The organism is Actinomadura sp. RB99 (assembly GCF_014706005.1).
Classification (GTDB): Bacteria; Actinomycetota; Actinomycetes; order Streptosporangiales; family Streptosporangiaceae; genus Spirillospora.
Window position 1 is genome coordinate 26341 of the sequence record NZ_JABMCA010000036.1, and the last position, 26452, is coordinate 52792.

22 protein-coding genes are annotated in these 26452 nt (G+C 72.7%); 11 read left to right on the forward strand and 11 right to left on the reverse strand.

Annotated elements, in window-relative coordinates; genetic code table 11:
* Nucleotides 1-55 precede the first annotated feature (55 nt).
* Nucleotides 56-1444 carry a cystathionine beta-synthase gene (locus tag amrb99_RS28195; protein WP_190861615.1) on the forward strand — a complete coding sequence of 463 codons (1389 nt, stop codon included), beginning with the start codon at nt 56-58 and terminating at the stop codon, nt 1442-1444.
* Nucleotides 1445-1627: 183 nt separating this feature from the next.
* Nucleotides 1628-2311 carry a hypothetical protein gene (locus tag amrb99_RS28200; protein WP_190861618.1) on the forward strand — a complete coding sequence of 228 codons (684 nt, stop codon included), beginning with the start codon at nt 1628-1630 and terminating at the stop codon, nt 2309-2311.
* Between the two features lie 164 nt (nt 2312-2475).
* Here amrb99_RS28200 and amrb99_RS28205 read toward each other — a convergent pair whose 3' ends face one another.
* Nucleotides 2476-4584, reverse strand: a complete 2109-nt coding sequence (locus amrb99_RS28205) for an MMPL family transporter (protein ID WP_347256895.1) — start codon at nt 4582-4584, stop codon at nt 2476-2478.
* 208 nt (nt 4585-4792) lie between these two features.
* Here amrb99_RS28205 and amrb99_RS28210 point away from each other — a divergent pair, with 208 nt between their 5' ends.
* Together amrb99_RS28210 and amrb99_RS28215 are read left to right on the forward strand one after the other, a co-directional pair.
* On the forward strand, nt 4793-5941 hold the full coding sequence (locus amrb99_RS28210) for a cystathionine gamma-synthase (protein ID WP_190861629.1): 1149 nt from the start codon (nt 4793-4795) through the stop codon (nt 5939-5941).
* Nucleotides 5942-6281: 340 nt separating this feature from the next.
* Nucleotides 6282-7451 (forward strand): alpha/beta hydrolase fold domain-containing protein, encoded by a 1170-nt coding sequence (locus amrb99_RS28215; RefSeq protein WP_347256896.1) that lies wholly within the window; start codon nt 6282-6284, stop codon nt 7449-7451.
* 28 nt (nt 7452-7479) lie between these two features.
* Here the strand turns inward: amrb99_RS28215 and amrb99_RS28220 are convergent, their stop codons facing one another.
* The 3 genes from amrb99_RS28220 to amrb99_RS28230 are packed head-to-tail and all read right to left on the reverse strand — an operon-like array spanning nt 7480 to nt 11601.
* A complete protein-coding gene (locus tag amrb99_RS28220) occupies nt 7480-8034 on the reverse strand; it encodes a DUF2269 family protein (RefSeq protein WP_190861631.1) in 555 nt (184 codons plus the stop codon).
* A 26-nt stretch (nt 8035-8060) separates the two neighbouring features.
* Nucleotides 8061-10142 carry a hypothetical protein gene (locus amrb99_RS28225; RefSeq protein ID WP_190861633.1) on the reverse strand — a complete coding sequence of 694 codons (2082 nt, stop codon included), beginning with the start codon at nt 10140-10142 and terminating at the stop codon, nt 8061-8063.
* Nucleotides 10143-10179: 37 nt separating this feature from the next.
* Entirely contained in the window at nt 10180-11601 is a 1422-nt protein-coding gene (locus tag amrb99_RS28230; RefSeq protein WP_190861635.1) for a sigma 54-interacting transcriptional regulator, read from the reverse strand.
* A 179-nt stretch (nt 11602-11780) separates the two neighbouring features.
* On the opposite strand from amrb99_RS28230, the gene amrb99_RS28235 reads away from it, so the two are divergent.
* From amrb99_RS28235 to ilvA, 3 genes are read left to right on the forward strand one after another with little or no spacing between them, the layout of a single operon-like run.
* Nucleotides 11781-12941, forward strand: coding sequence for an FIST N-terminal domain-containing protein (locus amrb99_RS28235; RefSeq protein ID WP_190861637.1), 1161 nt, complete (start codon nt 11781-11783; stop codon nt 12939-12941).
* Nucleotides 12941-13924: an ROK family protein gene (locus amrb99_RS28240; RefSeq protein ID WP_190861639.1), complete on the forward strand. Its 984-nt coding sequence runs from the start codon at nt 12941-12943 to the stop codon at nt 13922-13924. Before amrb99_RS28235 ends, amrb99_RS28240 begins: the two co-directional genes overlap by 1 nt.
* Before the next feature lie 35 nt (nt 13925-13959).
* Complete coding sequence (gene ilvA, locus amrb99_RS28245; protein WP_190861641.1) at nt 13960-15186, forward strand: threonine ammonia-lyase; 1227 nt, start codon at nt 13960-13962, stop codon at nt 15184-15186.
* A gap of 229 nt (nt 15187-15415) precedes the next feature.
* Here the strand turns inward: ilvA and amrb99_RS28250 are convergent, their stop codons facing one another.
* The 5 genes from amrb99_RS28250 to hppD form a co-directional block, all read right to left on the reverse strand.
* Entirely contained in the window at nt 15416-16843 is a 1428-nt protein-coding gene (locus tag amrb99_RS28250) for a M1 family metallopeptidase (RefSeq protein ID WP_190861643.1), read from the reverse strand.
* A 305-nt stretch (nt 16844-17148) separates the two neighbouring features.
* Nucleotides 17149-18834, reverse strand: a complete 1686-nt coding sequence (locus tag amrb99_RS28255) for a M1 family metallopeptidase (RefSeq protein ID WP_190861723.1) — start codon at nt 18832-18834, stop codon at nt 17149-17151.
* 55 nt (nt 18835-18889) lie between these two features.
* Nucleotides 18890-19681 carry an RDD family protein gene (locus tag amrb99_RS28260; RefSeq protein WP_190861645.1) on the reverse strand — a complete coding sequence of 264 codons (792 nt, stop codon included), beginning with the start codon at nt 19679-19681 and terminating at the stop codon, nt 18890-18892.
* A 103-nt stretch (nt 19682-19784) separates the two neighbouring features.
* Nucleotides 19785-20711, reverse strand: coding sequence for an RDD family protein (locus amrb99_RS28265; protein WP_190861647.1), 927 nt, complete (start codon nt 20709-20711; stop codon nt 19785-19787).
* A gap of 103 nt (nt 20712-20814) precedes the next feature.
* The gene (hppD, locus tag amrb99_RS28270) at nt 20815-21942 is read right to left on the reverse strand and encodes a 4-hydroxyphenylpyruvate dioxygenase (protein WP_190861649.1); all 1128 of its coding nucleotides are present in this window, start codon (nt 21940-21942) and stop codon (nt 20815-20817) included.
* 133 nt (nt 21943-22075) lie between these two features.
* Between hppD and amrb99_RS28275 the strand changes: the two genes are divergently transcribed.
* Entirely contained in the window at nt 22076-22585 is a 510-nt protein-coding gene (locus amrb99_RS28275) for an Lrp/AsnC family transcriptional regulator (RefSeq protein WP_347256897.1), read from the forward strand.
* A 71-nt stretch (nt 22586-22656) separates the two neighbouring features.
* Here amrb99_RS28275 and greA read toward each other — a convergent pair whose 3' ends face one another.
* Nucleotides 22657-23154 carry a transcription elongation factor GreA gene (gene greA, locus amrb99_RS28280; RefSeq protein WP_151598654.1) on the reverse strand — a complete coding sequence of 166 codons (498 nt, stop codon included), beginning with the start codon at nt 23152-23154 and terminating at the stop codon, nt 22657-22659.
* 200 nt (nt 23155-23354) lie between these two features.
* Entirely contained in the window at nt 23355-23738 is a 384-nt protein-coding gene (locus amrb99_RS28285) for a DUF4307 domain-containing protein (protein ID WP_190861653.1), read from the reverse strand.
* Nucleotides 23739-23927: 189 nt separating this feature from the next.
* On the opposite strand from amrb99_RS28285, the gene mca reads away from it, so the two are divergent.
* From mca to amrb99_RS28300, 3 genes are read left to right on the forward strand one after another with little or no spacing between them, the layout of a single operon-like run.
* On the forward strand, nt 23928-24791 hold the full coding sequence (gene mca, locus amrb99_RS28290; protein ID WP_190861725.1) for a mycothiol conjugate amidase Mca: 864 nt from the start codon (nt 23928-23930) through the stop codon (nt 24789-24791).
* Complete coding sequence (locus amrb99_RS28295) at nt 24782-25042, forward strand: hypothetical protein (protein ID WP_194737249.1); 261 nt, start codon at nt 24782-24784, stop codon at nt 25040-25042. The genes mca and amrb99_RS28295 overlap by 10 nt, the downstream gene beginning before the upstream one ends.
* A gap of 25 nt (nt 25043-25067) precedes the next feature.
* Complete coding sequence (locus amrb99_RS28300) at nt 25068-26396, forward strand: low temperature requirement protein A (RefSeq protein WP_241756015.1); 1329 nt, start codon at nt 25068-25070, stop codon at nt 26394-26396.
* The last annotated feature ends 56 nt before the right edge of the window (nt 26397-26452 follow it).

Genomic DNA, 26452 nt, shown 5'->3' on the forward strand with positions numbered 1-26452 from the left:
GAACGGGAGCGCGACCCGTTGAATTCCGACACACACACTGGACAAGGACGTCGCGGTGCACGTACACGACTCGCTCGTCGAGCTGATGGGCAACACCCCTCTCGTTCGGCTGCGCAAGGTGACCGGCGGCTCGGTGAACGAGCGCGGCCCGCAGGTGCTGGCCAAGGTGGAGTACTTCAATCCCGGCGGCTCGGTGAAGGACCGCATCGCGGTCCGGATGATCGACGCCGCGGAGGCGTCCGGCGAGTTGCGGCCGGGCGGGACGATCGTCGAGCCGACGTCCGGTAACACCGGCGTGGGGCTGGCCATCGTCGCGCAGGAGCGCGGCTACAAGTGCGTCTTCGTCTGCCCCGACAAGGTCGCCAAGGACAAGGTGGACGTGCTGCGCGCGTACGGCGCGGAGGTCGTGGTCTGCCCGACGGCCGTCTCGCCGGAGCACCCCGACTCCTACTACTCGGTCTCCGACCGGCTGGCCGCCGAGATCCCCGGCGCCTGGAAGCCGAACCAGTACACCAACCCGCAGAACCCGGTGTCGCACTACGAGACGACGGGCCCGGAGCTGTGGGAGCAGACCGAGGGCCGCATCACCCACTTCGTCGCGGGCATCGGCACCGGCGGCACGATCAGCGGCACCGGCAAGTACCTCAAGGAGGTCTCCGGCGGGCGCGTGAAGATCATCGGCGCCGACCCGGAGGGCTCGGTGTACTCGGGCGGCTCGGGCCGCCCCTACCTGACCGAGGGCGTCGGCGAGGACATCTGGCCGGAGACCTACGACCGCGACATCTGCGACGACGTCATCGCGGTCTCCGACAAGGACTCCTTCCTCATGACCCGCCGGCTGGCCCGCGAGGAGGCCCTCCTCGTCGGCGGCTCCTGCGGGATGGCGGTCGTCGCGGCGCTGCGCGTCGCCGCCGAGGCCGGCCCGGACGCGGTCATCGTGGTGCTGCTCCCCGACGGCGGCCGCGGCTACCTCAGCAAGATCTTCAACGACAGCTGGATGGAGGACTACGGGTTCCTGCCGTCCTCCACCGAAGAGGCCCGCGTGAACGAGGTGCTGACCCGCAAGGGCGGGGCGCTGCCGGAGTTCGTGCACGTCCACCCGCACGAGAGCGTGCAGACCGCCATCTCGATCATGCGCGAGTACGAGGTGTCGCAGCTGCCGGTGATGAAGGAGGAGCCGCCGGTGATGGCGGCCGAGGTGATCGGCTCGGTCGTGGAGAGCGAGCTGCTCGACGTCCTGGTCAAGGAGCGCTCCGGCCTGCTGGACCCGGTGGAGGCGCACATGTCCGCGCCGCTGCCCACGATCGGCTCCGGTGAGCCGGTGAGCAAGGCCGTCGGCGTCCTGGAGAAGTCGGGCGCCGCCGTCGTCCTCGTGGACGGCAAGCCCAAGGGCCTCATCACCCGCCAGGACCTCCTCGCCTACCTGGCCGACCCGAACAACTGACGTCCGCGAACCGAGCGCCGGAGCCCGGGGACGGCCGAACCGCCGGCCGTACCCGGGCTCCGGCGCTCTGGTGAGACATGCGTCACATCGAGTGTATCGATGTCACGGGACGTCCGGCCGATTCGCTCTCAGGTCCGCCAGGTTCGCGATGCCCGTGTGCCGCGGGCGGAGGAGACGATCGCCATGCCCAGTCCGATGTCTCGCGCCGTGACCGTCGCCGCCGCGGCGGCGGCCGTCCTGGGCGGCACAGCCGCCGCCCGGGCGTCCGTGGAACCCGCCGCCGCCTGGACCGTGTCCGCGGGAGGCGCGACCGAGGTGCACGGCACCGGCGGCACCGCGGTCCTGACCAACGACCGGACCGGTGCCAGGATCACCTGCTCGACCGGACCGACCTTCGCGAGCCGCGTCGCCGCGGGCCGCACCACCGGCCAGCGGCTCGGCCTGCTGGACGACTACTACATCGACTGCACCGACGCGAACGGCCTGGCGCTGCGGTTCGGCGACGCCTACCAGGCCCTGCACAACGCCGACGTCCTGTACGGCACCGGCTACGACGCATCCGCGGGCCGCGTGACGGGCTACCTCGACATCGACACGAGCGCCCCGCAGATCCCCGCCCTCGTCGCGCAGACCCTGTCGTCGAACACCTGCCTGCTGGTGTTGCAGCCACCCGGGGTCCCCTCGGCCCCGAACCACTACCGGGTGCCGTTGACGTACACGAACTCCACCCGCACGCTGACCCTCGGCGCCCGGCTGTCGCTCGTCGCCCCGACCAGCTGCCCCGGCGTGCAGATCACCGACACCTACACCTACTCCGGCACGGTCGCGATCGGTGAACCGCTGACGATCACGCCGGCGACGTCCTGACGGCGGGGCCGGGGGAGGCGTCCGGCTCCGGACGCGGCGAAGCGCCGGAGACCGTGCGGTCTCCGGCGCTTCGCCTTCGGAGGAAGCCGGATTGCGGGCCCCGGCCCGTGGGCGGCATTTCTGACCGGGGCTCCGCAATCCGACGACTGCGGGGGCCTGCCGTCCTAGGACGGGTAGCCCGTGCCGACGTACTGGTCCTGCGTCGGGTCGGGGCGTCCGAGCCTCTTCTTCGGCTCGTCGCCGTGGCCCGGCCACCAGGCCCGGTGGCCCAGCATCGCGGTGATGCCCGGCACCAGGAACGTCGACATCACGAAGGCCGACAGCGCGATGCCCATCGCGACCGAGAAGCCCATCTGCTTGAGCATGGAGACCGGCGCCAGCAGCATCACCGAGAAGGTGCCGGCCAGGATGAGGCCCGCCGCGGCGACCGTCGGGCCGCCGTGCCGGACGGCGCGGGACGCCGCCTCCCGGGGCGAGTACCCCTCCTTGGCCTCCTCGCGCAGCCGCGCGGTCATCAGGATGTTGTAGTCGGTCCCGATGGCCAGCACGAACAGGTAGAGGATGATCGGCAGCTGGAAGATCACGCCCTCCTTGCCCTGGGCGTACTGGAAGACGTACACCGCGGAGCCGAGCGTGGAGGCGAACCCGAGCAGCACCGCCACGACCAGGTAGATCGGCGCGACCACCGACCGCAGCAGCAGCGCCAGGATCAGCGCGATCAGCACCGCCGCCACCGGCAGGATCACCGACAGGTCGCGGTTGTTGACGGCGTTGATGTCGGCGTAGGTCGCCGTCGGGCCGCCGACGTAGGCGCGCGTCCCGGGCGGCGCGATCTTGTGCACCGCCGGCGCCAGGTCGTTCTTGACCAGGCTGATCGCCTCGTTGGAGGCCGGGTTCTTCTTCAGCACCAGGTCGACCCGGACGACGCCGTTCTTGCCGGGCTCCGCCGGGTTGACGCGTCCGACGCCGGGCGCGGTCTCGGCCTTCTTGGAGAACTCGGTGATCGCCTGCTTGGCGACCGGCTGCCCGTTGTCGCTCTTGATGAACACCTGGACGGGCTGGGTGAGGCCGGGCGGGAAGCCCCGCTCCATGTCCTTGGTGGCCTGCGCCGACTCGGTGTCCTGGGGGAACCCGGCGGCGAAGTCGTAGTCGGACTTGAAGCCGAGCGCGCCGATGGCCAGCACGACCATGACACCGCCCGCGGCCAGCGCCGCGACGGCCGGGTGGCGGCCGACGCCGCGGCCGATCGCGCCGGAGACCCGCTCCTTGGGCTGCTTCTTCCAGGCCTTCGACGGCCAGAACACGGCGGTGCCGAGCAGCGACACGAGCGCCGGGAACAGGGTCAGCGAGGTGATGCCCATGGTGACGACGGAGATCGCCAGGGCCGGGCCCCAGGCGCTGAACACGCCGAACGTCGCGAGCAGCAGCACCAGGAAGGTGACGGCGATGGCGGCGGCGGCCGAGGAGATGACCTCGCCGACCCGCTCCACCGCGTGGATCATCGCGGTCTTCTTGTCCTCGCCCGCCCGCAGCCGTTCGCGGAACCGGAACATCACGAACAGGTAGTAGTCGGCGCCGATGCCGAACAGCACGATGAGGATGATGGTGCTGAGACTGTCGTCGCCGGAGAAGCCGAACAGCTTCGAGGCGGTGCCGATGAGGCCCATCGCGACCTGCATCGTCAGCATGATCACTACGATCGGCAGCACCGCGGCGATCGGCGCCCGGAAGATCACCAGGATCAGCCCGATGATCAGGACGAAGGTGGCGATCCCGACGATCTCGAAGGACTTGTTGAAGGAGTCCTCGTTGTCGACGAAGCCGGCGACGTCACCGCCGACCTTGGCCTCGAGCCCGCTGCCCTTCAGCAGCCCGGGCAGGTCCTTGCGTATCTCCTTGACCGCGTCGCCCTGCTTCTTGCTGGCCGCCTGGTCGGTGCCCTTCATCGGCACCGAGATGACCTGGACGGCCTTGTTGGGCGCCACCAGCTGCTCGCCGGTGAGGAAGTTCAGCACGGTGGCCGGCTTGCTCGCGTTCATGGACGCGGCGGCCTTGTCGATCACCCGGGTGTCGGCCGGCGTGATCTTCCCTCCGTCCGAGCGCTTGACGACGACGATCGAGGAGGTGTCCTCCTGCTGGGGGAACGCCTTCTGGGCGATCTTGGCCGCCTGGACCGACTCGTACTTGGAGGGCAGGAAGTCGCCCTGGTCGGACTCGGTGGACAGCTTGGGGGACAGCGTGATGATGAGACCGGCGGCCACCAACCAGGCCACGATGGTCCACCATGGATGTCTCACGACGAAGCGCGCGAGCCGAGCGAACATGCGTCTTCCTTAAATAAAGGGTCAACTCGGGATACTGGTTAAACGGTAGGGAACGCGCGCGCTCTTGGGGTCAACCCGCGTGCTGAAATGGGGGCTGATACCTCCGGGGGAGCTCCTCCTCCCAGAGGAGGGGCGGCGGGTGGATAGCCTCGTACCCATGGACAACGAGGTTCACCGGGGGTTCGAGACCCTGGCCATCCACGCGGGACAGGAGCCCGACCCCGCCACGGGGGCGGTCGTCCCGCCGATCTACCAGGTCTCCACGTACAAGCAGGACGGGATCGGGGGGCTGCGCGGCGGCTACGAGTACTCCCGATCGGCCAATCCGACGCGTACCGCGCTGGAGGTATGCCTCGCCGAGATCGAGACGGGGGCGCGCGGGCTGGCGTTCGCGTCCGGGCTCGCCGCCGAGGACGCGCTCATCCGCACCGTCTGCAAGCCCGGCGACCATGTGATCATCCCGAACGACGCCTACGGCGGCACCTACCGCCTCTTCGCGAAGGTCGCCGAACCGTGGGGCGTCTCGTTCGACCCGGTGCCGCTCGGGGACGCGGCGGCCGTGCGCGCGGCGATCCGCCCCGAGACGAGGCTCATCTGGGTGGAGACGCCGACCAACCCGCTGCTCGGCATCGCCGACATCGCGATGCTCGCGGGCATCGCCCACGACGCGGGCGCGCTGCTCGCCGTCGACAACACCTTCGCCTCGCCCTACCTCCAGCGGCCCCTGGAGCTCGGTGCGGACGTCGTGGTGCACTCCACCACCAAGTACATGGGCGGCCACTCCGACGTCGTCGGCGGCGCGCTGGTCGTCGCGGACGGCGGGCTCGGCGAGCGCCTGGCGTTCCACCAGAACGCGATGGGCGCCGTCGCGGGCCCCTTCGACGCCTGGCTGACGCTGCGCGGGATCAAGACGCTCGGCGTGCGGATGGACCGGCACTGCGCCAACGCCGAGAAGGTCGTGGAGCTGCTGACCCGGCACCCCGCCGTCCGGCAGGTCCTCTACCCGGGCCTGCCCGACCACCCCGGCCACGAGGTCGCCGCCAAGCAGATGCGCGCCTTCGGCGGCATGGTCTCCTTCCGGATGGACTCCGAGGAGGCCGCCGTCCGGGTGTGCGAGCGGACGAAGCTGTTCACGCTCGGCGAGTCGCTCGGCGGCGTCGAGTCGCTGGTCGAGCACCCGGGCCGGATGACGCACGCCTCGGCCGCCGGCTCCCCGCTGGAGGTCCCGGCCGACCTGGTCCGCCTGTCCGTCGGCATCGAGGACGCCGACGACCTCCTCCGCGACCTCGAACTAGCGCTCGGTTGACCCAGGGGGGCTGTGTTTTCCCAGGGGGGCGACCCCCTGGAACCCCCGTCACGACGGACGGCCTGTTTCGACGCTCCGCTAGCGCTCCGCGTCGAAACAGGCCGTCCGTCGCCGGGCATGCCCGCTGCGCTCGCTGGCGCTCGCTCCGCGTGCCTGCCCGTGGTCTGTGGCTGAGGCTCAGACCGCCGGGTCGCTGCGCTCGCTCCGCGTGCCTGCCCGTGACCTGCGCTGGGGTCGGCGGCAGTGGGGCGGAAAGTGGTGAACCCGGCATGCTTCCCGCAAGTAACGTGATCAAACATCTATACTCAGCCCGCCAGGTTCGTTCACGAAGGGGCCCGGGGTGCGCAAAGTACTGGTCAGTGGGGCGGCGTTCGCCGCGACGTGTGTCTCCGCCGTAGCCGTGCCGATGGCCGCCCAGGCCACCACTCCCGGGCCGAGCCCGACGCCCTCGGTGTCGGCCCCGTCGGACGTCCCCACGGGGGCTCCGGGGTCCGACGCGCCCACCGGTGCTCCCGGAAGCGGCGCGCCGGGAAGCGAGTCGCCGTCCGGGACGCCGTCGACGCAGTCCCCGGACGGGGAGCCGGAGGCCGCCGGCGGCGGCACCGACGGCGTCGTCCGCGCCAAGGCCGTCATGGTCACCCCCAAGCTCCCGCGGTCCGCGACGTACAACTACGGGCCGTCCGCGAGCCAGCGCGTCGACGCCTACTGGCAGCCGACCCCGGCGCAGCGGGCCAAGGCCCGCGGCGACGCCAGGCGCAACGCCGCGGGCGGCGCCCGGAGCGCGACCCGGCCCGGCGTGCTGATCATCCACGGCGGCTACTGGATGGGCGGCAGCAAGGACAGCTGGAAGTACTTCGCGCGGAGGCTGAGCGACGCCGGCTACGTCGTCCTGTCGGCGAACTACCGGCTCGCGCCGAAGGCGCAGTGGCCCGCGCAGCGCGACGACGCCCTCGGCGCCCTCCGGTTCATGAAGAAGCACGCCCGCACCTGGAACCTCGACCCCGACCGCATCGTGGTGCTCGGCTCGTCGTCCGGCGGGCAGCTCGCGACGCAGATCGGCACCCACGGGACCGGCACGGACCTCGTCCGCGGCGTCGTGGCGCTGTCGCCGCCGAACAACCCGTTCCTGGCCTACAAGGACGGCGCGGCGACCGAGGCCTCGTCCCGCCAGCGCAAGCTGCGCCAGGCCGTCGTGGACCTCGTCCACTGCGCGCCCGGCTCGCCGGAGGCCACCCTGGAGGCCGCGGACTGCTGGAAGCGCGTCGAGGACGCCGACAGCACCACGCACGCCTCCGCCGGCGACGCGCCGATGCTGCTGCTGCACGCCACCGGCGACTTCGTGCCGGTGACGCAGAGCCAGGGCCTGGCGAGCGCGCTGCGCGCCGCGGGCGTGCAGGTGAAGGTACAGACGGTCGACGGCGTCATGCACGCCTCGGACATGCTGAACGTGGACGGCATCACGCCGGAGATCCTGCGCTGGATCAAGGCGCACACGCAGGCGCGCCCCTGACCCCGAAGGGGCGCGCCCCGGCGGGACGTCAGGCGTTCCAGACCATCAGGACGAGGATCACCAGCCAGATCAGCGCGATGACGCCGGAGATGGCGGCGATCCGGCCGCGCTCCACCTGGGCGACCTCGCCGGCCGCGGGCTTCGCCGCCACCGGCGTCTCCCCGGTGGTCTTCGCGGCGCCGTCCTCGGCCTCGGCGGCGGCCTCCGCCTCGGCCTGGGGCGCGGCCGCCGCGGCGGCCGGAGCCGAGGCGGCCGCCGGGCCCGCCTCGTCCAGCAGCTTCGCGGCCTTCCGCTGGTCCCGCTCCACGATCAGCAGCAGCACCAGCGCGACGATGAACAGCGTCATCGACACCGACAGCCACGCCTGCGCGAAGTGGCCCTCGGCCAGCCACAGCCCGAACAGGAAGATCAGCAGCGTGCCGACGCCGTAGATCTGGGTGGTGCGGTTCAGGTACCGCACCACGGTGGCGTTCCGGTTGCGGATGTAGCGCGGCGTGGACATCGTCGCGGCGGTCAGCGGGCCCAGCGTGAAGATCGCGAACCCGATGTGCAGGATGAGCAGGATGCGGTCGGAGGTCGACATGTGCCGACCCTAGCGCCGACCGCGCCCTAGCGGCGGCCCCTGCGGACCCTCAGGTAGTCGCTGACGACGTACTCGCCGAGCCGGTCGGCGTCCGGCGCGAACACCCGGCCGCCGTTGCGGCGCGCGACCTCCTCCACGAACGACACCAGCCGCCGGTCGTCGGCCAGCATGAAGAAGTTCATGGTGGCGCCGCGCCGGGTCATCTTGTCGACCTCGGCCAGGGTGAGCACCAGCGTGTCCGTGGACGGCGGGTAGTCGAACAGCGAGCGGCCGTCCGGGCGCAGGTGCGCGGTCGGCTCGCCGTCGGTGACGACGAGGACGATCGGCTCGAAGTCGGGGTGTCGGTCCAGGTGCCGGCCCGCGATCATCAGCGCGTGGTGCAGGTTCGTGCCCTGCACCATGTCCCAGTCGAGCCCGGCCATCTCCTCGGGGTGCAGCGTCCGCGCGTAGTTGGAGAACCCGATGATCTGGATCGCGTCCTGCGGGAACTTGCTGGTGACGAGGGTGTGCAGGGCGAGCGTCGTCTGCTTGGCCGCCGCCCACGTCCCGCGCAGCACCATCGAGTACGACAGGTCCACCAGCAGGCAGACCGCCGCGCCCGTGCGCCGCTCGGTCTCGTGCACCTCGAAGTCGTCGACGCCGAGCCGCACCCGCGCCGGACGGGCCGGACCGCGCCGGTCCACCGCGTCGGCGCCCACCGGCTCCAGCACCTCGGCCGCGGCGAGGGACTCCAGGGACGCCGCCGGGGCCGCGACGAGGCCGGTCGCCGCGTCGGGCACCGGGCCCTCCATCGCGCTGCGGCGGATCGCGTTGCTCACCGTCCGGACGACGTCGAGGGGCTGCTCGTCGCCGAACCGCCACTCCCGGCTGGACCCGGTCAGCTCGCCCGCCTGGCCGGCGTCGCGCTGGTCGTGGTCGCCCTGCCGGCCCGACGTCAGCTGCGAGAACACCCGGCGCAGCGCCGTCTCGCCGAGCCGCCGCACCGCCTTCGGCGTCAGCTCCAGCTTCCCGCGGTTGCGGCGCAGGTAGCCCTGCTTCTCCAGCTCCTTCTCCAGGCGGCGCAGCGCGTCGAGGTCGTCGACGGCCTGCCGGCCGAGCGCCCGCCGGACGGCGTCCTCGTCGATGTCGTCGAGCCGCGCGCCGGGGTAGTCCTGGCCGAGCGCCGCCTCCAGCTCCGACAGGTCCGCGAGCTCCGCCAGCGCGGTCGTCGCGTCGCCCATCCCGAGCGGGTTCTCGCCGTCCATCTGCTCCGGCTGGCCCCAGCCCAGATCGGGCCTGCGCGCGCGCAGCGCGTCACCGAGCCGGGTCATCTCCATCGCCAGGCCCGCGTCCTGCATGGCCTGCTCCATCAGCCCCGCCAGCTCGGCGCGCTGCTCCGGGCTGAGCGAGGCGAGCAGCCGGTCCATCGCCGCGGCGCGGCGGGCGAGCTGGTCGACCAGCTCCTCCAGGTTCTCCGGACGCTCGGGGAACATGTCCCCGTACTCGTCCATGAACCGGTCGAAGTCGGCCTGGGTGTGCTCGCCCCGCGCGTCCTTCTCCAGCATCCCGTTCAGCGACGCCATCATGTCCTTGACGCGCTGCATCGCCGCCGGGTCCTGGTTCTCCAGGGCCTGCTTCATGCCCTGGAACTGCGCGTCCAGCACCTCCCGCCGCAGCAGGTCCTTCAGCTGCTCGAACGTTTGCCGCGCCGCGTCGGACCGCCACTGGTAGTCCGACAGCCGCCGGATCGCCTGCGACGTGTCGGACGGCAGCGTGTCCAACTCCGCCTCCCGCAGTCGCGCGTCATCGGACGGGTCGGGGAACAGCTCGGCCCGCTCCTGCCCGATCGCGGTGTCGAGCAGCGCCCGCGCCTCCTCCAGCGTGCCGTCGAGACGGCCCCGCTCGCGCAGCGCGCGCCGCCGCTCCCGCACCTCGCGGAGCAGGTCGTCGAGGCCGCGGCGGCCCTGCGCGTTCGGCAGCCCGCGGCGCAGCAGCTCCCGCAACGCGTCGTCGGGACGGGTGCCGTCCAGCACCGAGTCGCCCATCGCGTCCAGCGCGTCGCGGACGTCGTAGGGCGGCGCCAGCGGGTCGGGCCCGTCCTCGTACGCGCCGTACCTGTACCGGCTCATCGAACCTCCTCGGACATGGCGCCTCCAGGACCCGCGATCAGGTCCGGTACGTCGCCGTCCCGTCGGCCCGGCCGCCCTGAACGTCCTTGGACAGCCGCCGGGTCAGGAACAGCCCTTCCAGGGCGAACTCCAGCGCGGCCGCGGCCTGCTCGGGGGAGTCCCCCGACATGCCGAGCCGTTCCATGATCTTGGCGAGGCCGGGCACCTGCCCGATCCTGCGCAGCAGCTCGGTGGAGGACACCAGCTCGCCCGACTCGACGGTGTCGCCGGAGTCGAACTTGTCCAGCAGCCCGGACAGGTCGGCGGGGCCGAGCGTCCGCCGGTAGGTCTCGGCGATCGCGCGGCGCAGCAGGTGCTCCAGCACCTCCTGCTCGCGGCCCTCCTCGCTGACCTCGAACTCCACCTTGCCCATCAGCGACGGCACCACCGCCGGCAGGTCGCACACGCGCGCGACGGCGCGCTCCTCGCCGGCCAGCGCCGCGCGCCGCACCGCGCCCGCCGCGACGGTCTCCGCGCCCGCCAGCGCGAACCGCGCCGACACGCCCGACCGCGCGTCCACCGCCGTCGACTCCCGGACGAGCCGGGTGAACCGGGCGATGACCTCGATCAGGTGGTCGGGCACCTCGGCGGGCAGCCCCGCCAGGTCCGCGAAGTCGGACTCCTGCCGGATCAGCGCCAGCTCGGCGTCCAGCTCGAGGGGGTAGTGGGTGCGGATCTCCGCGCCGAAGCGGTCCTTCAGCGGGGTGATGATCCGGCCGCGGTTGGTGTAGTCCTCCGGGTTGGCGGACGCGACGAGCAGCACGTCCAGCGGCAGCCGCAGCGCGTAGCCGCGGATCTGCACGTCCCGCTCCTCCAGCACGTTCAGCAGCGCCACCTGGATCCGCTCGGCCAGGTCGGGCAGCTCGTTGATGGAGAAGATCCCGCGGTTGGTGCGCGGGACGAGGCCGAAGTGCACGGTCTCCGGGTCGCCGAGGGTGCGGCCCTCGGCCACCTTGATGGGGTCGACGTCGCCGATGAGGTCGCCGACGCTCGTGTCGGGGGTGGCGAGCTTCTCGCCGTAGCGGTCGTCGCGGTGCCGCCACTCGACCGGCAGCTCGTCGCCGAGCTCGGCGGCGAGCCGGCGGCAGCGCACGCACACCGGGTCGTAGGGATGGTCGTTGATCTCGCAGCCGGCCACCACCGGGGTCCACTCGTCCAGCAGCCCGCCCAGGGTGCGGATCAGCCGCGTCTTGCCCTGCCCGCGCTCGCCGAGCAGCACGAGGTCGTGGCCGGCGAGCAGGGCGCGCTCGAGATGGGGGAGGACGGTGTCGTCGAAGCCGAGGATGCCGGGGAAGCGCGGCTCGCCGGATCTCAGCCGGGCGAGCAGGTTGTGGCGGATCTCGGCCTTCACCGTTCGCTGGACGTGGCCGCTGGTGCGCAGCTCGCCCAGTGTGGTCTCGCGTGGTGTGGATGAACGCACGCGATCGACACTACGTCGCCGACGCGCGCGATCGCACCTGTGCGCCGCGGATTCCTCGTCCCCCGCGTCCGGGCGCGCCGCGGCCTTGGCGGGACCGGGATGTTGGGTCAGATGCGTCCGGCGGGGGAGACTGGGAGATGTGATGCGACCCGGTGAACGGAGTGAGGGAGGCGGCGCCGATGGCGCGATTCGGTGACGGCCTGGCCCTCGGCCCCGATCTGTCCAGTGCCGCCGTGTCCGCGGTCGAGCAGGCGCTCGCGCCGCTGTCCGCGGCGCCCGACCTGGTCTGCGTCTTCATCTCCGGGGACGACCCGGAGGAGATCGCGGCCGCGGCGCGGCGCGCGGCGCTGTCCGCGTCGCCCGCGCTGGTGATCGGCTGCAGCGCGTCCGGAGTGATCGGCGGGGGCCGGGGCGTGGAGGACGCGGGCGCGGTCAGCGCGTGGGCGGCGGTGCTGCCCGGCGCGCGGCTGGAGGCGTTCCGGCTGGAGACGCTGAAGGCGGAGGACAAGCTGATCGTGGTCGGCATGCCGGAGGGGCAGGACGACGACGTGGTGGGGCTGCTGCTGGCCGACCCCTACAGCTTCCCGGTGGACGCGTTCGTCGAGCGGTCCGACGACGCGCTGCCCGGCCTCGCGCTCGTCGGCGGCCTCGCGGAGGCGGGCGAGCACGGCGAGGCGCGGCTGTTCGTGGACGGCGACGTGTACGAGGACGGCGCGGTCGGCGTGGTCATCGGCGGCGCCGTCACCGCCGCGACCGTCGTCAGCCAGGGCGCCCGGCCGATCGGCCCGGACATGGTGGTGACGAAGGCCGACGAGAACGTGCTGTACGAGCTGGCGGGCGTGCCGGCGCTGGAGAAGCTGGAGCAGATCGTCCTGGAGCTGCCCGAGGACGAGCAGGAGCTGGCCGGCCGCGGCCTGCTGATCGGCGTCGCGATGGACGAGTACGCCGACGAGCACGAGCGCGGCGACTTCCTCGTCCGCGGGGTGGTCGGCGCCGACACCGACAGCGGCGCGATCGCGATCGGCGACGTGGTGGACGTGGGGCGGACCGTCCGGTTCCAGGTCCGCGACGCGGGCGCCGCGGAGGAGGAGCTGACCGCGCTGCTGGAGCGGTTCGACCTCGCGCCGGTCGAGGGCGCGCTGCTGATCTCCTGCAACGGCCGGGGGCAGGCGATGTTCCCCGACTCCGACCACGACGCCAAGGTGCTCGACCGGGCGTTCGGGCCGGCCGGGGTCGGCGGGTTCTTCGCCGCCGGCGAGATCGGCCCGGTCGCCGGGCGCAACCACGTGCACGGGTTCACCGCGTCGATCCTGGCGTTCGGCCGGGCGGGGGACCGGTGATGGCGGCTGCGGGTCCGGCCTCGGGTTCGGGTCCGGCCGCACCGGTCCTGGCGGTGGACATCGGCGGGACGAAGCTGGCCGCGGCGGTCGTCGAGCAGGGCGGGCGCGTCGTCGCCTACGACCGTGTCGCCACCCCCAACGGGGAGGGGCTGGACGCCGAGGGCCTGTGGCGGACGCTCCAGGGCCTGCTCGACAAGGTGCACGCCGACGCGGGCTCCCCGGTGCTCGCGGGCGTCGGCTGCGGCTGCGGCGGCCCGATGACGTGGCCGGCCGCCGAGGTGTCGCCGCTGAACATCCCCGCCTGGCGGGGGTTCCCGCTGCGCGCGCGGCTCCGCGGCCGGTATCCGGGGCTGCCCGTCCGCGTCCACAACGACGCCGTCTGCGTCGCGATCGGCGAGCACTGGCGCGGCGCGGGGCGCGGCCGCAGCAACCTGCTCGGGATGGTGGTGTCCACCGGCGTCGGCGGCGGCCTGATCCTCGGCGGGCGGCTCGTGGACGGCGCGAGCGGCAACGCCGGGCACATCGGGCACGTGGTCGTCGAGCCGTCCGGCCCGCCGTGCGAGTGCGGCGGCCACGGCTGCCTGGAGGCGATCGCCCGCGGCCCCGGGCTGGTCGCGTGGGCGCGCGGCGAGGGCTGGCGGCCCGGCGGGCAGGACGTCACGGGCGTCGAGCTGGCGTCCGACGCGCGCCGCGGCCACCCGGTCGCGGTCGCCGCGATGCGCCGCGCGGGCCACGCCATCGGCGTCGCGCTCGCGTCGGCGACCCACCTGTGCGACCTGGACGTCGTCGCGATCGGCGGCGGGGTGTCGCAGGCGGGCGCGCTGCTGTTCGACCCGGTGGAGGAGGCGTTCCGGGCGCACGCCCGGATGGAGTTCGCGCGCAAGACGCAGATCGTCCCGGCGGCGCTCGGGCAGACCGCCGGGCTGATCGGCGCCGCCGCGCTGATCTTCGCTCAGGACCGCTACTGGAACGCGGCCGACTGACCGGCGCCCCGTGCGGCCCGTGGGAGGATCGGGGGATGAGTGCCGTCTTCATCGACGAAGTACGCGCCGCGCGGGACCTCCTCCGCGACGTGGCGGTGCCCACCCCGCTGATCTCCTCCCGGGTGCTGTCGGAGCTCATCGGCGGTCCGGTGCTGCTGAAGTGCGAGAACCTGCAGCGCACCGGCTCCTTCAAGATCCGCGGCGCGTACGTGCGGATCGCCCGGCTGACCGAGGAGGAGCGGGCCCGCGGGGTCGTCGCCGCCAGCGCCGGGAACCACGCGCAGGGCGTCGCGCTCGCCGCGTCCATGCTGGGCTGCCGGTCGACGGTGTTCATGCCGGTCGGCGCGCCGCTGCCGAAGATCGCGGCGACCAAGGGGTACGGCGCGCAGGTGCGGTTCCCCGGCCCGACCGTCGACGACTGCCTCGTCGCGGCGGAGAAGTACGCCGAGGAGACCGGCGCGGTCTTCATCCACCCGTTCGACCACCTGGACGTGGTCGCCGGGCAGGCGACGATCGGGCTGGAGATCCTCGAGCAGTGCCCGGACGTCGCGACCGTCGTCGGCGCGGTCGGCGGCGGCGGGCTGATGTCCGGCGTCGCGGCGGCGGTGAAGGGCGCCGCGAAGGAGCTCGGCCGCGACTCCGGCGTCAAGGTGATCGGGGCGCAGGCCAAGCGCGCCGCCGCGTTCCCGCCGTCGCTCGCGGCGGGCCTGCCCGTCCGCGTCGAGCTGCAGCCGACCATGGCGGACGGTATCGCCGTCGGGCGCCCGGGCGACATCACCTACGGGCTGGTCAGCGAGCTCGTCGACGCCGTCGTCACGGTGACCGAGGAGTCGATCTCGCAGGCGCTGCTGCTCTGCCTCGAACGCGCCAAGCAGGTCGTCGAGCCCGCGGGCGCGGCCGGGGTCGCGGCGCTGCTGGAGCACTCGTACGCGGTGAAGCCGCCGGTCGTCGTGCTGCTGTCGGGCGGCAACATCGACCCGCTGCTGCTGTCGAAGGTGCTGCGGCACGGCCTGGCGGGCGCGGGCCGGTACCTGGTCGTCCGGTGCCGCCTGAAGGACCGCCCGGGCGCGCTCGTCACGCTGCTGAGCGAGCTGGCCGAGATGGGCGTCAACGTGCTGGACGTGATGCACGAGCGGGTCGCGGCGCGGCTGCACGTCGAGGAGGCGGAGGTGCTGATGCACCTGGAGACCCGCGGCGCCGACCACTCCGAGGACGTCATCGGCCGCCTCCGCGCCAAGGGCTACACCCTCACGCTGAGTTGATTCGCATTGCCCTTGGCGGTCGGGCCCTGGGGGCCCTCCCTTCGGCGGGCAATGCGTGCGATCGCTGCATCGCTCCGACTCGCCCTGGGGGCTCGCTGCGCGATCGGATTCTCGCTTCGCTCGAATCCGGCTTCGCTCGCGATCGCGACGGCCGGGGTCGTTGGCGGCTGGGGAGGAGAACCTGCTCGCTGCGGAGGGGGCGGGCGGGCCGCGCCCTCCGCAGCGTCGGTCAGAGGGCGGGCTTGCCCTCGGAGTAGAGCCACTTGGCGGCCCAGCCGCCGAGGTCCTTGTGCGCGACCTGCTGGGCGAACGCGACGAAGTCCTTCGTCGAGGCGTTGCCGTAGCGGTAGCGGGCAGGCCACGCCTTCAGCAGCTTGAAGAACGCCTTGTCGCCGATGGTCTGGCGCAGCACGTGGATCGCCATGGCGCCGCGGTCGTACACCAGGCCGTCGAAGATGTGGTCGCGGCCCGGGTCGGCGACCTTGCCCTTCCACAGGTCGTCGGTCGCCGGGGTCGCGTAGTCGGCGTCGAAGGCCTGCTGGACGGTCTTGCCGCCGTGCGCCGCGTTGTACAGCCACTCCGAGTACGTGGCGAAGCCCTCGTTCAGCCAGATGTCGGCCCAGCGCCGCGGCGACACCGCGTCACCGAACCACTGGTGGCCGAGCTCGTGCGCGAGGAGGTCGCCGGACGGGATCGCGCCCGGGTGGCGGCCCAGGTCGTAAACCGGGCGGCCCTGGGTCTCCAGCGCGTAGCCGACGCCCGCCTTCACCGTGATGCCGCCGGTGGAGCTGTAGGGGTAGCGGCCGTACAGACCGGACTCGAAGTCCACGACCTCGGCCGTCTGCTGGTTGAACTTCTTCGCGTCCGCCGCGGAGATCGCCATCGCGCGGTCCGTCGCGGTCAGGTTCGGGACGCCGCCCTTCGTGCGCCCGTTGACCACGTCGTACTTGCCGAACGCGACCATGGCCAGCTCGCTGGCCATCGGGCTGCGCATCTCCCAGCGGGTGGTGGTGAGCCCCCCGGCGGTGCGCGTGCCGGTCAGGTCGCCGTTGGCCAGCGTGGTGAGGTCCTTCGGCGCGGTGAGCGCGAACGAGTACGTCGCCTTGTCGGTCGGGTGGTCGTTCACCGGGTAGACGGTGGCGGCGCCGATCGGCTGGTTCAGCATGATCCCGCCGTCGGCCGTCGGGACCCACCCGGACACGCCCAGCGCCGGGTCGTTGATCGTCTGCGGGACGCCGGAGTAGACGGCGCGGACCTGGAACCGGCGGTGCTCGCGCAGCCCCTTGCGCGGCGTGATCACCAGTTCCTGGGCGCCGGACCGGGTGTAGGACGCCGGGCGGCCGTCCACGGTCAGCGACGAGATCTTCAGCGGGCCCTGGAAGTCCAGGTCGAACCGGGACAGGTCCTGCGTGGCGCGCGCGGTGACGGTGGTGACGGCCTGGATCGCCTTGGTCTTCGGGTCGTAGCGCAGGGCGATGTCGTAGTGGGAGACGTCGAAGCCGCCGTTGCCCATGTCCGGGAAGTAGGGGTCGCCGGCCCCGGGCGCGCCCGGGGTGAACCGCACGGCGTCGGCGTCGGCGGGGGCCGCCGCCGACACCATGAGGCCCGCCGCGGCGCCGAGCGCCACGGCGGCAAGAGCTCTGGGGGTTCTGCTCATCGATCTCGTCCTCAGGTGAGACGACACAAGTGGATCAAGGATTTCCGTTGCCACCGCGGTGTTCAAGCGCGTTTCCATCTCGAATTCGTTGATCCGGGACGGATTTCGCTGCGGAACCGGAACGGGGCGGCGGTACGGGCTGTGGACAAGGCGCCGCCGCCCACCGCTCCGGCGAGCCGACCCGGGGGCCGTCCGCGCGGACGGCGGACGGTCCGGAAGGTCCGTTCACTGCTGGATGGTGCCGTACGGGCGGCCCGCCCGGTGCGGGAAACGGCCGCGCTTTCCGAGACCGTTGCCGTCCCTTGTCACTTCGCGGGGCGGCCCTTGCGGTACAGCCAGGCGTCGAAGAAGGCGTCCAGGCTCTTGCCGGACACCTTGTTCGCCAGCGCGATGAACTCCTTCGTCGTCCCGGTCGAGTACTTGTGCTCCTTGGTCCACGTCTGGAGCAGCCTGTAGAAGGCCGGCTCGCCGATCCGGCCGCGCAGCGCGACCAGCGTCATGCCGCCCCGGTCGTACACCGAGCGGCCGAACATCTGGCGGCGGCCCGGGTTGCCCGGCGGCACGTCCCACAGCTCGCCGGCCGACCCCTCCCGGTACCGCTGGTCGAACTGGTCCTGGACGCTCGGCCCGCCGGACTTCTCGCCCCACAGCCACTCCGCGTACGTCGCGAAGCCCTCGTTCAGCCAGATGTCCTGCCAGCGGCCGACGCTGACGCTGTCGCCGAACCACTGGTGCGACAGCTCGTGCGCGACGACCGTCGGCTGGAGGCCGAACGCCCCGTACACGGGGCGCGTCTGGGTCTCCAGCGCGAAGTCGACCTGCGCGTTGTCGATCAGGCCGCCGGTGGAGTCGAACGGGTACGGGCCGAACAGCTTCGACCACTGGTCGATGACCTCGGCGTTCAGCTTGGCGAACGCGTCCACGTTCACGCCGGGGACGCTCGGGTCCACCGCGGTGATGACCGGGATGCCGCCGGAGGTCTTGCTCGTCCGGACCGAGAAGCGGCCGACGTCCACGGTCGCCAGGTACGTCGCCATCGGCTGCTTGACGTGCCAGGTCGTGGTGGTCGTGGCGCGGCGGTCGGCGGCCGGGACGACCGACGGGCCGCCGTTCGGCGACCCGCCGCCGGGCGACTCCCCGCCGCCCGAGCCGCCGCCGGGCGCACCGGGGAGGCCGGGCGTGCCGCCGCCGTCCGACCCGGTCACCGGCGTCGTGGGCTCGCCGTTGGCGATCGCCGTGAGCCCCTGCGGCACCGTGACCTCGAAGTCGAACGTGGCCTTGTCGCTCGGATGGTCGTTGGCGGGGAACCAGGTGTGCGCGCCGCTCGGCTCGCAGGCGATGAAGACCCCGTCGGACGTGCGGACCCACCCGTAGGTGCCGAGGATCGGGTCGGAGATGGTGCGCGGCGTCCCCGCGTACTTCACCACGGTGGTGAACTTCGCGCCCTTCGCCAGCTCCTTGGCCGGCGTCACCTCCAGCTCGCTGCCCGCCCGCTGCTGCCGCGCGGGCCTGCCGTCCACGGTGATGGAGGAGATGGTGAGGCCGGTCAGGTCCAGGTTGAAGCGGCCGAGCGTCTCCTTGGCCGTCGCGGTGATCGTCGCCGTCGCGTTCAGCTCGGTGGACGCGTCCGGCGTGATGTTCAGCTTCAGGCTGTAGTTCTGGACGTCGTAGCCGCCGTTCCCGTCGCCCGGGACGTACGGGTCGCCGGCGGTCGTCGGCCCGGCCGGGCCCGCGGCGGCGGCCGAGGACGGCCCGGACCCCGACCCGCGGTCGCCGATGGAGACCTCGCAGGCGGCGGTCAGCGAGCCCGCGACGGCGAGCGCGGCCAGCCCGGCGGTCCCGCGGAACGCGCCGCCGCGCAGCACGGTGCCCCGAAGCGCGGTGCCGCGAAGTACGGTGCCGCCGAGCACGGTGCCGCGGAGCAGGGCGCCGCGCGGGGCGGCGCCGCGGCCGCGGCGGCGAGGGCGGGGGCTGGGGGAGTATCCGGCCATATGCACGCCGCCCAGCCTGCCCGTGCCGGGGCGTGCCCGGCAACTCCGAAAGCCGTCAGCGGCGCACGTACGGGTCGGGGAGGTGCGCGCCGGCCTTGATGACGACGGTCCGCGCGACCTTGTCGTGCAGCGCCTGCTTGCGCGGGTCCCACAGGATCCACAGCACGTCGATGAGCCCGATGCAGCCGCAGATGCCGCCGAGGACGGTGTAGAAGGCGGACCGGCCCGCCGCCTGCCCGGTCGTGACCGCCAGCCCGTCGTCCTGCCGGACGACCCGGATCTTCAGCAGCATCTTGCCGAGCGTCTGGCCCCACCTGGCCGTCATCAGCCAGAAGTAGAGGAAGCCCAGCACGACGCTGACCGCGTTGGTGCCGACCCGGGCGCCGTCGTACATGGTGCCGTTGTTGTGGATCACGTGGTCCCAGTCCACGAACGGCAGCGAGATCAGCCCGACGACGATCCCGACGATGATGCCGTCGATGATGGCCGCGCCGAGGCGGGCCCACCGGCTCGCCAGCCCGGCGGACGGGTCGGCGTACTCGCCCGGGCCGCCCTGGTAGCGGGGGAGCCCGCCGTAGGGGTCGCCCTGACCCGGGTAGGGCTGCTCCTGCCCGTACCCCGGCTGCCCGTATCCGGGTTGCCCGCCGTAGGGCTGCTGCTCGCCGTAGCCGGGCTGGCCGTAGCCCGGCTGGCCGTAGCCCGGCTGCTGCTGGCCGTAGCCGGGCTGGCCGCCGTACGGCGGACCGGTGTACGGGCCCGGCTGTTCCGGTTGCCCCTGCGGTTGCTGCCCGTGCGGCCGGTCCTCCGGCTGGTCCCCGGACCGAGGGTCATTGGGCGGTTGCGTCATGCCTGAGAGGTTCGCCGCGCCGCGTCCGTCCAAACCTCGCCGACGTCGGCGGACACCGGAACGTTACCGCCGTGATGATCAAGGGTTGCCGCCGGGCCGGGGATCATGTACGGGCGTACGGGTCAGGTGCCCACGCCGGCGCCCGCACCACCATCGTCCCCGCCACCTTGTCGTGGACGGCCCGCCGGTCGCGGTCCCACAGGATCCACGCGTTGTCGAGCAGCGCGACGAACCCGAACAGGCCCCCGAACGGGACCAGGAGGGTCAGCGCCGTGGTGATGGCGTCGGTCAGGAAGACGAACCCCTGCCGCGCGATGATCTGCCCCCAGCCCGCGGCCGTGCGGTCGTCCGCCCGCACGACGCGGATCCCGACCGCGCGCTTCCCGATCGTCTTTCCCCATACGGCGTGCTGGACCGTGTAGTAGGCGACGCCCAGGAGCATCGCGACGGCGTAGCCGACCGCCAGGCGCGGGAGGTCGTAGGCGTCCAGCGGGTTGTCGAGGCTCTGCCCGGTGTCGGCGACCTCCCGCAACCGGTCCCAGCGGATGGCGAACAGCACGACCGGCACGTTGAAGAGGCCGACGATGAACCTGTCGATGAGCCCCGCGGCGAACCGCAGCCCGCGGCTCGCGGGCGCGTTCGGGTCGACGGGGGCGAGGGACGGCGGGCCGTAGCCGGGGCCCGGCCCGTACGGGGCTTGCGGGTGGGGAGCCTGGCCGTAGGGCGGCTGACCGGGCCCGGACGGCGCCTGCGGAGCGCCCGGCCCCTGGCCATATCCGGCCTGGCCGGATCCGGGCGCCGGGTACCCGGCCGGGGGCGTGAAGGCCGGCTGCGGGCGCCCGGGAGGCGCGCCGTACATGCCCTGGTACGGCGGCGGCCGGTCGTCGGCCGGTTCCGCCGGGGCGGGGACGTCCGGCCGCTCCGGCGCGGACGGCGCGTCCGGGGAGGCCCAGCCCTGCTCGGGCGCCTCCGGGCGCGGTGCCGCTCCGGAAGGCTCGGGCGGCTCGGCGTTCTGCGGCGGTTCGGTCATAGCGCCACAGTGTGCCGGTCCGCGCCCTCGTCCGCCCGCCGGGCTCCTGACCGGCCCCGGACACCCTCGTTCCGGGCCGGCCAGGGCCGCACGGCGGCGGTTGTCACAGGTTGCCGCGGCGCTCCTGCTCGCGCTCGATCGCCTCGAACAGCGCCTTGAAGTTGCCCTTGCCGAAGCCGAGCGACCCGTGCCGCTCGATCAGCTCGAAGAACACCGTCGGACGGTCCTGCACCGGCTTGGTGAAGATCTGCAGCAGGTAGCCGTCCTCGTCCCGGTCGACCAGGATGCGGCGCTTCTGCAGCTCCTCGATCGGCACCCGCACCTGGCCGATGCGCTCGCGCAGCTCCGCGTCCTCGTAGTAGGAGTCGGGGCTGTCGAGGAACTCCACGCCGGCCGCGCGCATCCGGTCCACCGACGCCAGGATGTCGTTGGTGGCCAGCGCGATGTGCTGCACGCCCGGCCCGCCGTAGAACTCCAGGTACTCGTCGATCTGCGACTTGCGCCTGCTCTCCGCCGGCTCGTTCAGCGGGAACTTCACCTTCCGGGTGCCGTCCGCGACGACCTTCGACATCAGCGCCGAGTACTCGGTCGCGATGTCGTCGCCGACGAACTCGGCCATGTCGGTGAAGCCCATGACGCGGTGGTAGAACTCCGCCCACTCGTCCATGCGCTCGACGTTGCCGACACAGTGGTCGATCGCCTGGAAGTATCGCCCGGGGGAGCGACCCCCCGTACCCCCCGAGGACCGCTTCTCCGGCGGCTCGACGATCGGGGCGGCGGCCGCGAAGCCCGGCAGGTACGGGCCGCTGTAGTTGGAGCGGTCGACCAGCGAGTGCCGCGTCTCGCCGTAGGTGGCGATCGCCGCGATCGTCACCTTGCCGTGCTCGTCCTCCAGGACGTGCGGCTCCTCCAGGCCCGTGGCGCCCTTGGCGAGCGCGTGCCGGTAGGCGTGCTCGACGTCCGGCACCTCGATCGCCAGGTCGACGACCCCGTCCCCGTGCTCGGCGATGTGCCGGCCGATCGCGGTGCCCGCCTTCACCGGGCCGCGGAACACGAACCGGGCGCCGCCCGACTCCAGCACGTGCACCGCCTCGTCCGGGCTGCCGTTCTCCGGGCCGCGGTAGGCGACCCGGCGCATCCCGAAGGCGGTCGAGTAGTAGTGGGCCGCCTGCTTGGCGTTGCCCACGGCGAACACGACGGCGTCCATGCCCTTGACCGGAAACTCATCCATGCCCACCAATCTCGGCGGACGCCTACAAGGTGCGCAAGAGTCGCCGAAATCACTGCACAATCTGTACAGTAATCAGCGGAAACGACCGGTCGCTCTGTACAGCGTGACCAGGACCACAGCGGGGGAGGGCGCCGTGCCCATCGACGAGCTGGACGGACGGCTGATCGAGATGTTCGCCGCCGAGCCCCGCGTCGGCGTGCTGGAGGCGTCCCGCCGCCTCGGCGTCGCCCGCGGGACCGTCCAGGCCCGGCTGGACCGGCTGTCGCGCGACGGCGTCATCGCCGGGTTCGGCCCCGAGATCGACCCGGCGGCCCTCGGCTACGGCGTCACCGCGTTCGTGACGCTGCAGCTGCGGCAGGCCGGCGGCCACGACCCCGTCGCGCGCCGCCTCGCCCAGGTCCCGGAGGTGATCGAGGCGCACACGATCACCGGCCCCGGCGACATGCTCTGCCGCATCGTCGCGCGCAGCAACACCGACCTGCAGCGCGTCATCGACGTGCTCGTGGACGTCGCGGGCGTCGAGCGCGCGTCCTCGGTGATCTCCCTCGCCACCCAGATCCCCTACCGCACGCTGCCCCTCGTCCGGGAGGCGTCGGGCCGGACGGGCGGGTCCGGGCAAAACGACGGTCCGCCGCCCCGCTGAGCGGGACGGCGGACCGTGAAGCGCACTCCCGGCCGGTGACGCCGCTCGGGGAGCGGCGATCGCGGCGGGGGTCAGCCGCCGTAGGGGGTCGCGTCGAGGATCTCGACGGTCATGCTGCGGCCGTTCGGCAGCGCGTAGGTGGCCTTGTCGCCGACCTTCTTGCCGTTGATCGCCGCGCCGAGCGGCGACTTCGGGGAGTAGACGTCGATGGGCGCGCCGACCTCCTCGCGGGAGGCCAGCAGGAACGTGACCTCCTCGTCGTCGCCCTCGAAGGTGACCGTGACGGTCATGCCGGGGCCGACGACGCCCTCGGTGCGCGGCGCCTCGCCCACGCGCGCGTTCTCCAGGATGCCCTGGAGCTGGAGGATCCGGCCCTCGATCTTGCCCTGCTCCTCCTTGGCCGCGTGGTAGCCGCCGTTCTCGCGCAGGTCGCCTTCCTCCCGCGCCGCCTCGATCTTCTGAGCGATCTCGATGCGGCCCGGGCCCGACAGGTGGTCCAGCTCAGCCTTGAGCCGGTCGTACGCCTCCTGGGTCAGCCAGGTGACGTTGTCAGCGCGGGTCTCGGTCACGGGTACTCCTCATCCACATGTTGCGATCCTCGCCGGCCCTTCCGGGCGGGCGCCACATCGACATGAAGTGCGGCCGGGTGAAACCTCTAGCCTATCCGGTGTGTGCGGGTAAAGGTTCCCTGAACTCGGCGTGTGCAACCGGCCAATCGGGTTTCACCCGCCGACCGGACGATCCGGGCGTTCGCCGCCCGGACCCGGCGTCACGCCTTGCGGCAGCCCTGCACCTGGGCGCTGGTCGCCTTGCCCGGCGTCGGCAGCGTCTCCGACATGCCCGCCTTCGACGTCCCGGCCGGGATCGTGACGTCCCTCTTGGCGATCACGGCCATGTTCTCGTCGAAGGCCTGCAGCGTGCAGTGCACCACGTCCCCCTTCGGCTTGGCGACGGAGAAGTTCACCTCGATGGAGGCCGGGCCCGCGTCGTAGGTGATCAGCTGCGCGTCGATGCCGGGAGTCTGCCCCACGTGCGCGGCGATGAACCCGAAGCCGCCCGCCGCGACCGCGCACACGATCCCGATGATCACCAGGCCGAGCCGGCCGCGCTTGGGCTCGGCGGGCGCCTCGGGCGCCGGCACGCTCGTCGTCATCGCGGGGAATCTCCGTGCGGGGTGCGGACGTTGTCAGGGACAATTCTCGTCTGTAGGCGCGGGTGCTCCGAACCGGGGTCCGCCTTCACGGTCAGAACCGCTCGCTGAGAGGGAGATCCCCAGGTGTCCGAGGTCATCGACGATACGACGTGCGCCGGGCCGGACGGGGGCGCCGAACCGCTGCGCCTGATGGCGGTGCACGCCCACCCCGACGACGAGTCCAGCAAGGGCGCGGCCACGATGGCCCGGTACGTCGCCGAGGGCGTGGAGGTCATGGTCGTCACCTGCACCGGCGGTGAGCGCGGCGACATCCTGAACCCGGCGATGGACCGTCCGGAGGTCAAGGCCGACATCGGCAAGGTGCGCGAGGCCGAGATGGCGCGGGCCCGCGAGATCCTCGGCGTCCGGCAGCGCTGGCTCGGCTTCGTCGACTCCGGCTTCCCCGAGGGGGACCCGCTGCCGCCGCTGCCCGAGGGCTGCTTCGCGCTGGAGCCGCTCGAGACCGCCAGCGAGCCGCTGGTGCGCGCCGTCCGCGAGTTCCGCCCGCACGTCATGCTGACGTACGACGAGAAGGGCGGCTACCCGCACCCCGACCACGTGAAGTGCCACGAGGTGTCGGTGGAGGCGTTCGAGGCGGCCGGCGACCCGGAGCGCTACCCCGGCGCGGGCGACCCGTGGCAGCCGCTGAAGCTCTACTACCACATGACCTTCAGCAAGGACCGCATCCTCGCGCTGCACACCGCGATGGAGAAGGCGGGCCTGGAGTCGCCGTACCACGAGTGGATCGAGCGCTTCGAGGAGGAGAAGGAGAAGCGCGCGATGTGGGACGTCACGACCCGGGTCCCGTGCGCCGACCACTTCGAGACCCGTGACCGCGCGCTGCTGGCGCACGCGACCCAGATCGACCCCAACGGGTTCTGGTTCCGCGTCCCGCTGGACGTCCAGCGCGAGGCATGGCCGACCGAGGACTACCATTTGGCCAGGTCCCTGGTCGACACCGAGTTGCCGGAGGGCGACCTGTTCGCCGGCATCCGGGAGAAGGTGTGTCTGTAGTGCTTCCGCTCGCCCACGCCATTCCGCTCAACAACGACACGGTCAGCCCCGGCTTCCTCGGCTTCGGGGTCTTCCTGGCGCTGCTGATCGCGCTGGTGTTCCTCGTCCGCTCGATGAACAAGCAGATGAGGAAGATCCAGGCGCCCCGGGAGGCCGATCTCAAGCAGCAGGAATGGGAGCGGGCGCAGGCCGCCAAGGCCGCCGCGGCCGCCGACCGCGCGGCGGGCGACGAGTCCGCCGGCACCGCCTAGCCGGCGCGCCGGCCGGGCATCCCCCATGAGCGACGCGCGCACCGGGCACGCCGCGCCGTCCGGCATGCCCGCCGGGCGTCCGTCCAGGGCGGACGCCCTGCTGCGGCCCCGCGGCGACGGCGCGGCGCGGGTCACCTTCTTCGAGCTCTTCTTCGACCTGGTCTTCGTCTTCGCGGTGACCCAGCTGTCGCACCGGCTGCTGGAGCACCTGACCGCCCGCGGCGCCGCCGAGACGCTGCTGCTCCTGCTCGCGGTCTGGTGGGCGTGGATGTACACCTGCTGGACCACCAACTGGTTCGACCCGGACCATCCGGCGGTCCGGCTGGTGCTGGTCGGCGTGATGGTCGCCGGGCTGTTCATGGCGGCGATGCTGCCCGGCGCGTTCGGCTCGGGCGGGGTGTGGTTCGCGGCCGCCTACGTGGTCATCCAGGTCGGCCGGACCGTCTTCGTCGTCGCCGCCACCTGGGCCCACGAGCTCGGCCGCAACTTCCAGCGGGTGCTGTTCTGGCAGGCGGTGTCGGCCGTGCTGTGGATCGGCGGCGCCCTCGTGGACGCGGCGGACGTCCGCGCCGGGCTGTGGCTGCTCGCCGTCGCCCTGGAGTACCTGGCGCCATGGCACGGGTACACGACGCCGCTGCTCGGCCGGTCCAGCACGGCCGACTGGACGATCGACGGCGGCCACATGGCCGAGCGCTGCCAGCTGTTCGTCATCATCGCCCTCGGCGAGTCGGTGCTGGTCACCGGCACGACGCTGGGCGGGCACACGCCGGGCGCCGGGGTCGCGGCGGGGTTCGTGTCGGCGTTCGCCGGCGCCGTCGCGCTCTGGTGGATCTACTTCGACCACACGGCGGAGAAGGCGGCCGAGCGGATCGCCGAGTCCGCCGATCCGGGACGGCTGGGCCGGTCCGCCTACACGTTCATCCACATCGTGATGGTCGCGGGCATCATCGTCGGGGCGGTCTCGGACGAGATGGTCATGGCGCATCCCGGCGGGCACATGACCACCGGTTTCGCCGCCGTCGCGGGGGGCGGCCCGGCCCTGTTCGTGTTCGGGCACGCCCTCTTCAAGCGAGCCGTCTTCGGGGACTTCACCCGGGCCCGCCTCACCGCGCTGGTCGCGCTCGCGGGGCTCGTGGCGATCTCGTTCGCGATGGACCGGCTGACGCTGCACATCTGCACGACGGTCGTGGTGGCCGCGCTGGCGCTGTGGGACGTGCGCGCCTACCGGCTGCACAGCCGCGGCCTGGGCGTGCCGGGGATGCCGGGCGTGCCGGGGATGCGGCCCGCCCCGCTCGAGGAGACGGCCGCCGAGTCAGCCGGTGCCGGGCCCGCTGAGCCGCCCGCAGGACGCTGAGCCGGCCGCCGGACGCTGAGCCGCCCGCCGGCCGGACGCCGTGCCGGCCCGGCCGC

Coding starts and splice junctions, on each gene's coding strand:
- amrb99_RS28200 (WP_190861618.1), top strand. CDS start 1,628: ATGCCCAGTCCGATGTCTCGCGCCGTGACCGTCGCCGCCGCGGCGGCG.
- amrb99_RS28210 (WP_190861629.1), top strand. CDS start 4,793: ATGGACAACGAGGTTCACCGGGGGTTCGAGACCCTGGCCATCCACGCG.
- amrb99_RS28220 (WP_190861631.1), bottom strand. CDS start 8,034: ATGTCGACCTCCGACCGCATCCTGCTCATCCTGCACATCGGGTTCGCG.
- amrb99_RS28225 (WP_190861633.1), bottom strand. CDS start 10,142: ATGAGCCGGTACAGGTACGGCGCGTACGAGGACGGGCCCGACCCGCTG.
- amrb99_RS28235 (WP_190861637.1), top strand. CDS start 11,781: ATGGCGCGATTCGGTGACGGCCTGGCCCTCGGCCCCGATCTGTCCAGT.
- amrb99_RS28240 (WP_190861639.1), top strand. CDS start 12,941: ATGGCGGCTGCGGGTCCGGCCTCGGGTTCGGGTCCGGCCGCACCGGTC.
- ilvA (WP_190861641.1), top strand. CDS start 13,960: ATGAGTGCCGTCTTCATCGACGAAGTACGCGCCGCGCGGGACCTCCTC.
- amrb99_RS28250 (WP_190861643.1), bottom strand. CDS start 16,843: ATGAGCAGAACCCCCAGAGCTCTTGCCGCCGTGGCGCTCGGCGCCGCG.
- amrb99_RS28255 (WP_190861723.1), bottom strand. CDS start 18,834: ATGGCCGGATACTCCCCCAGCCCCCGCCCTCGCCGCCGCGGCCGCGGC.
- amrb99_RS28260 (WP_190861645.1), bottom strand. CDS start 19,681: ATGACGCAACCGCCCAATGACCCTCGGTCCGGGGACCAGCCGGAGGAC.
- amrb99_RS28265 (WP_190861647.1), bottom strand. CDS start 20,711: ATGACCGAACCGCCGCAGAACGCCGAGCCGCCCGAGCCTTCCGGAGCG.
- hppD (WP_190861649.1), bottom strand. CDS start 21,942: ATGGATGAGTTTCCGGTCAAGGGCATGGACGCCGTCGTGTTCGCCGTG.
- amrb99_RS28285 (WP_190861653.1), bottom strand. CDS start 23,738: ATGACGACGAGCGTGCCGGCGCCCGAGGCGCCCGCCGAGCCCAAGCGC.
- mca (WP_190861725.1), top strand. CDS start 23,928: ATGGCGGTGCACGCCCACCCCGACGACGAGTCCAGCAAGGGCGCGGCC.
- amrb99_RS28300 (WP_241756015.1), top strand. CDS start 25,068: ATGAGCGACGCGCGCACCGGGCACGCCGCGCCGTCCGGCATGCCCGCC.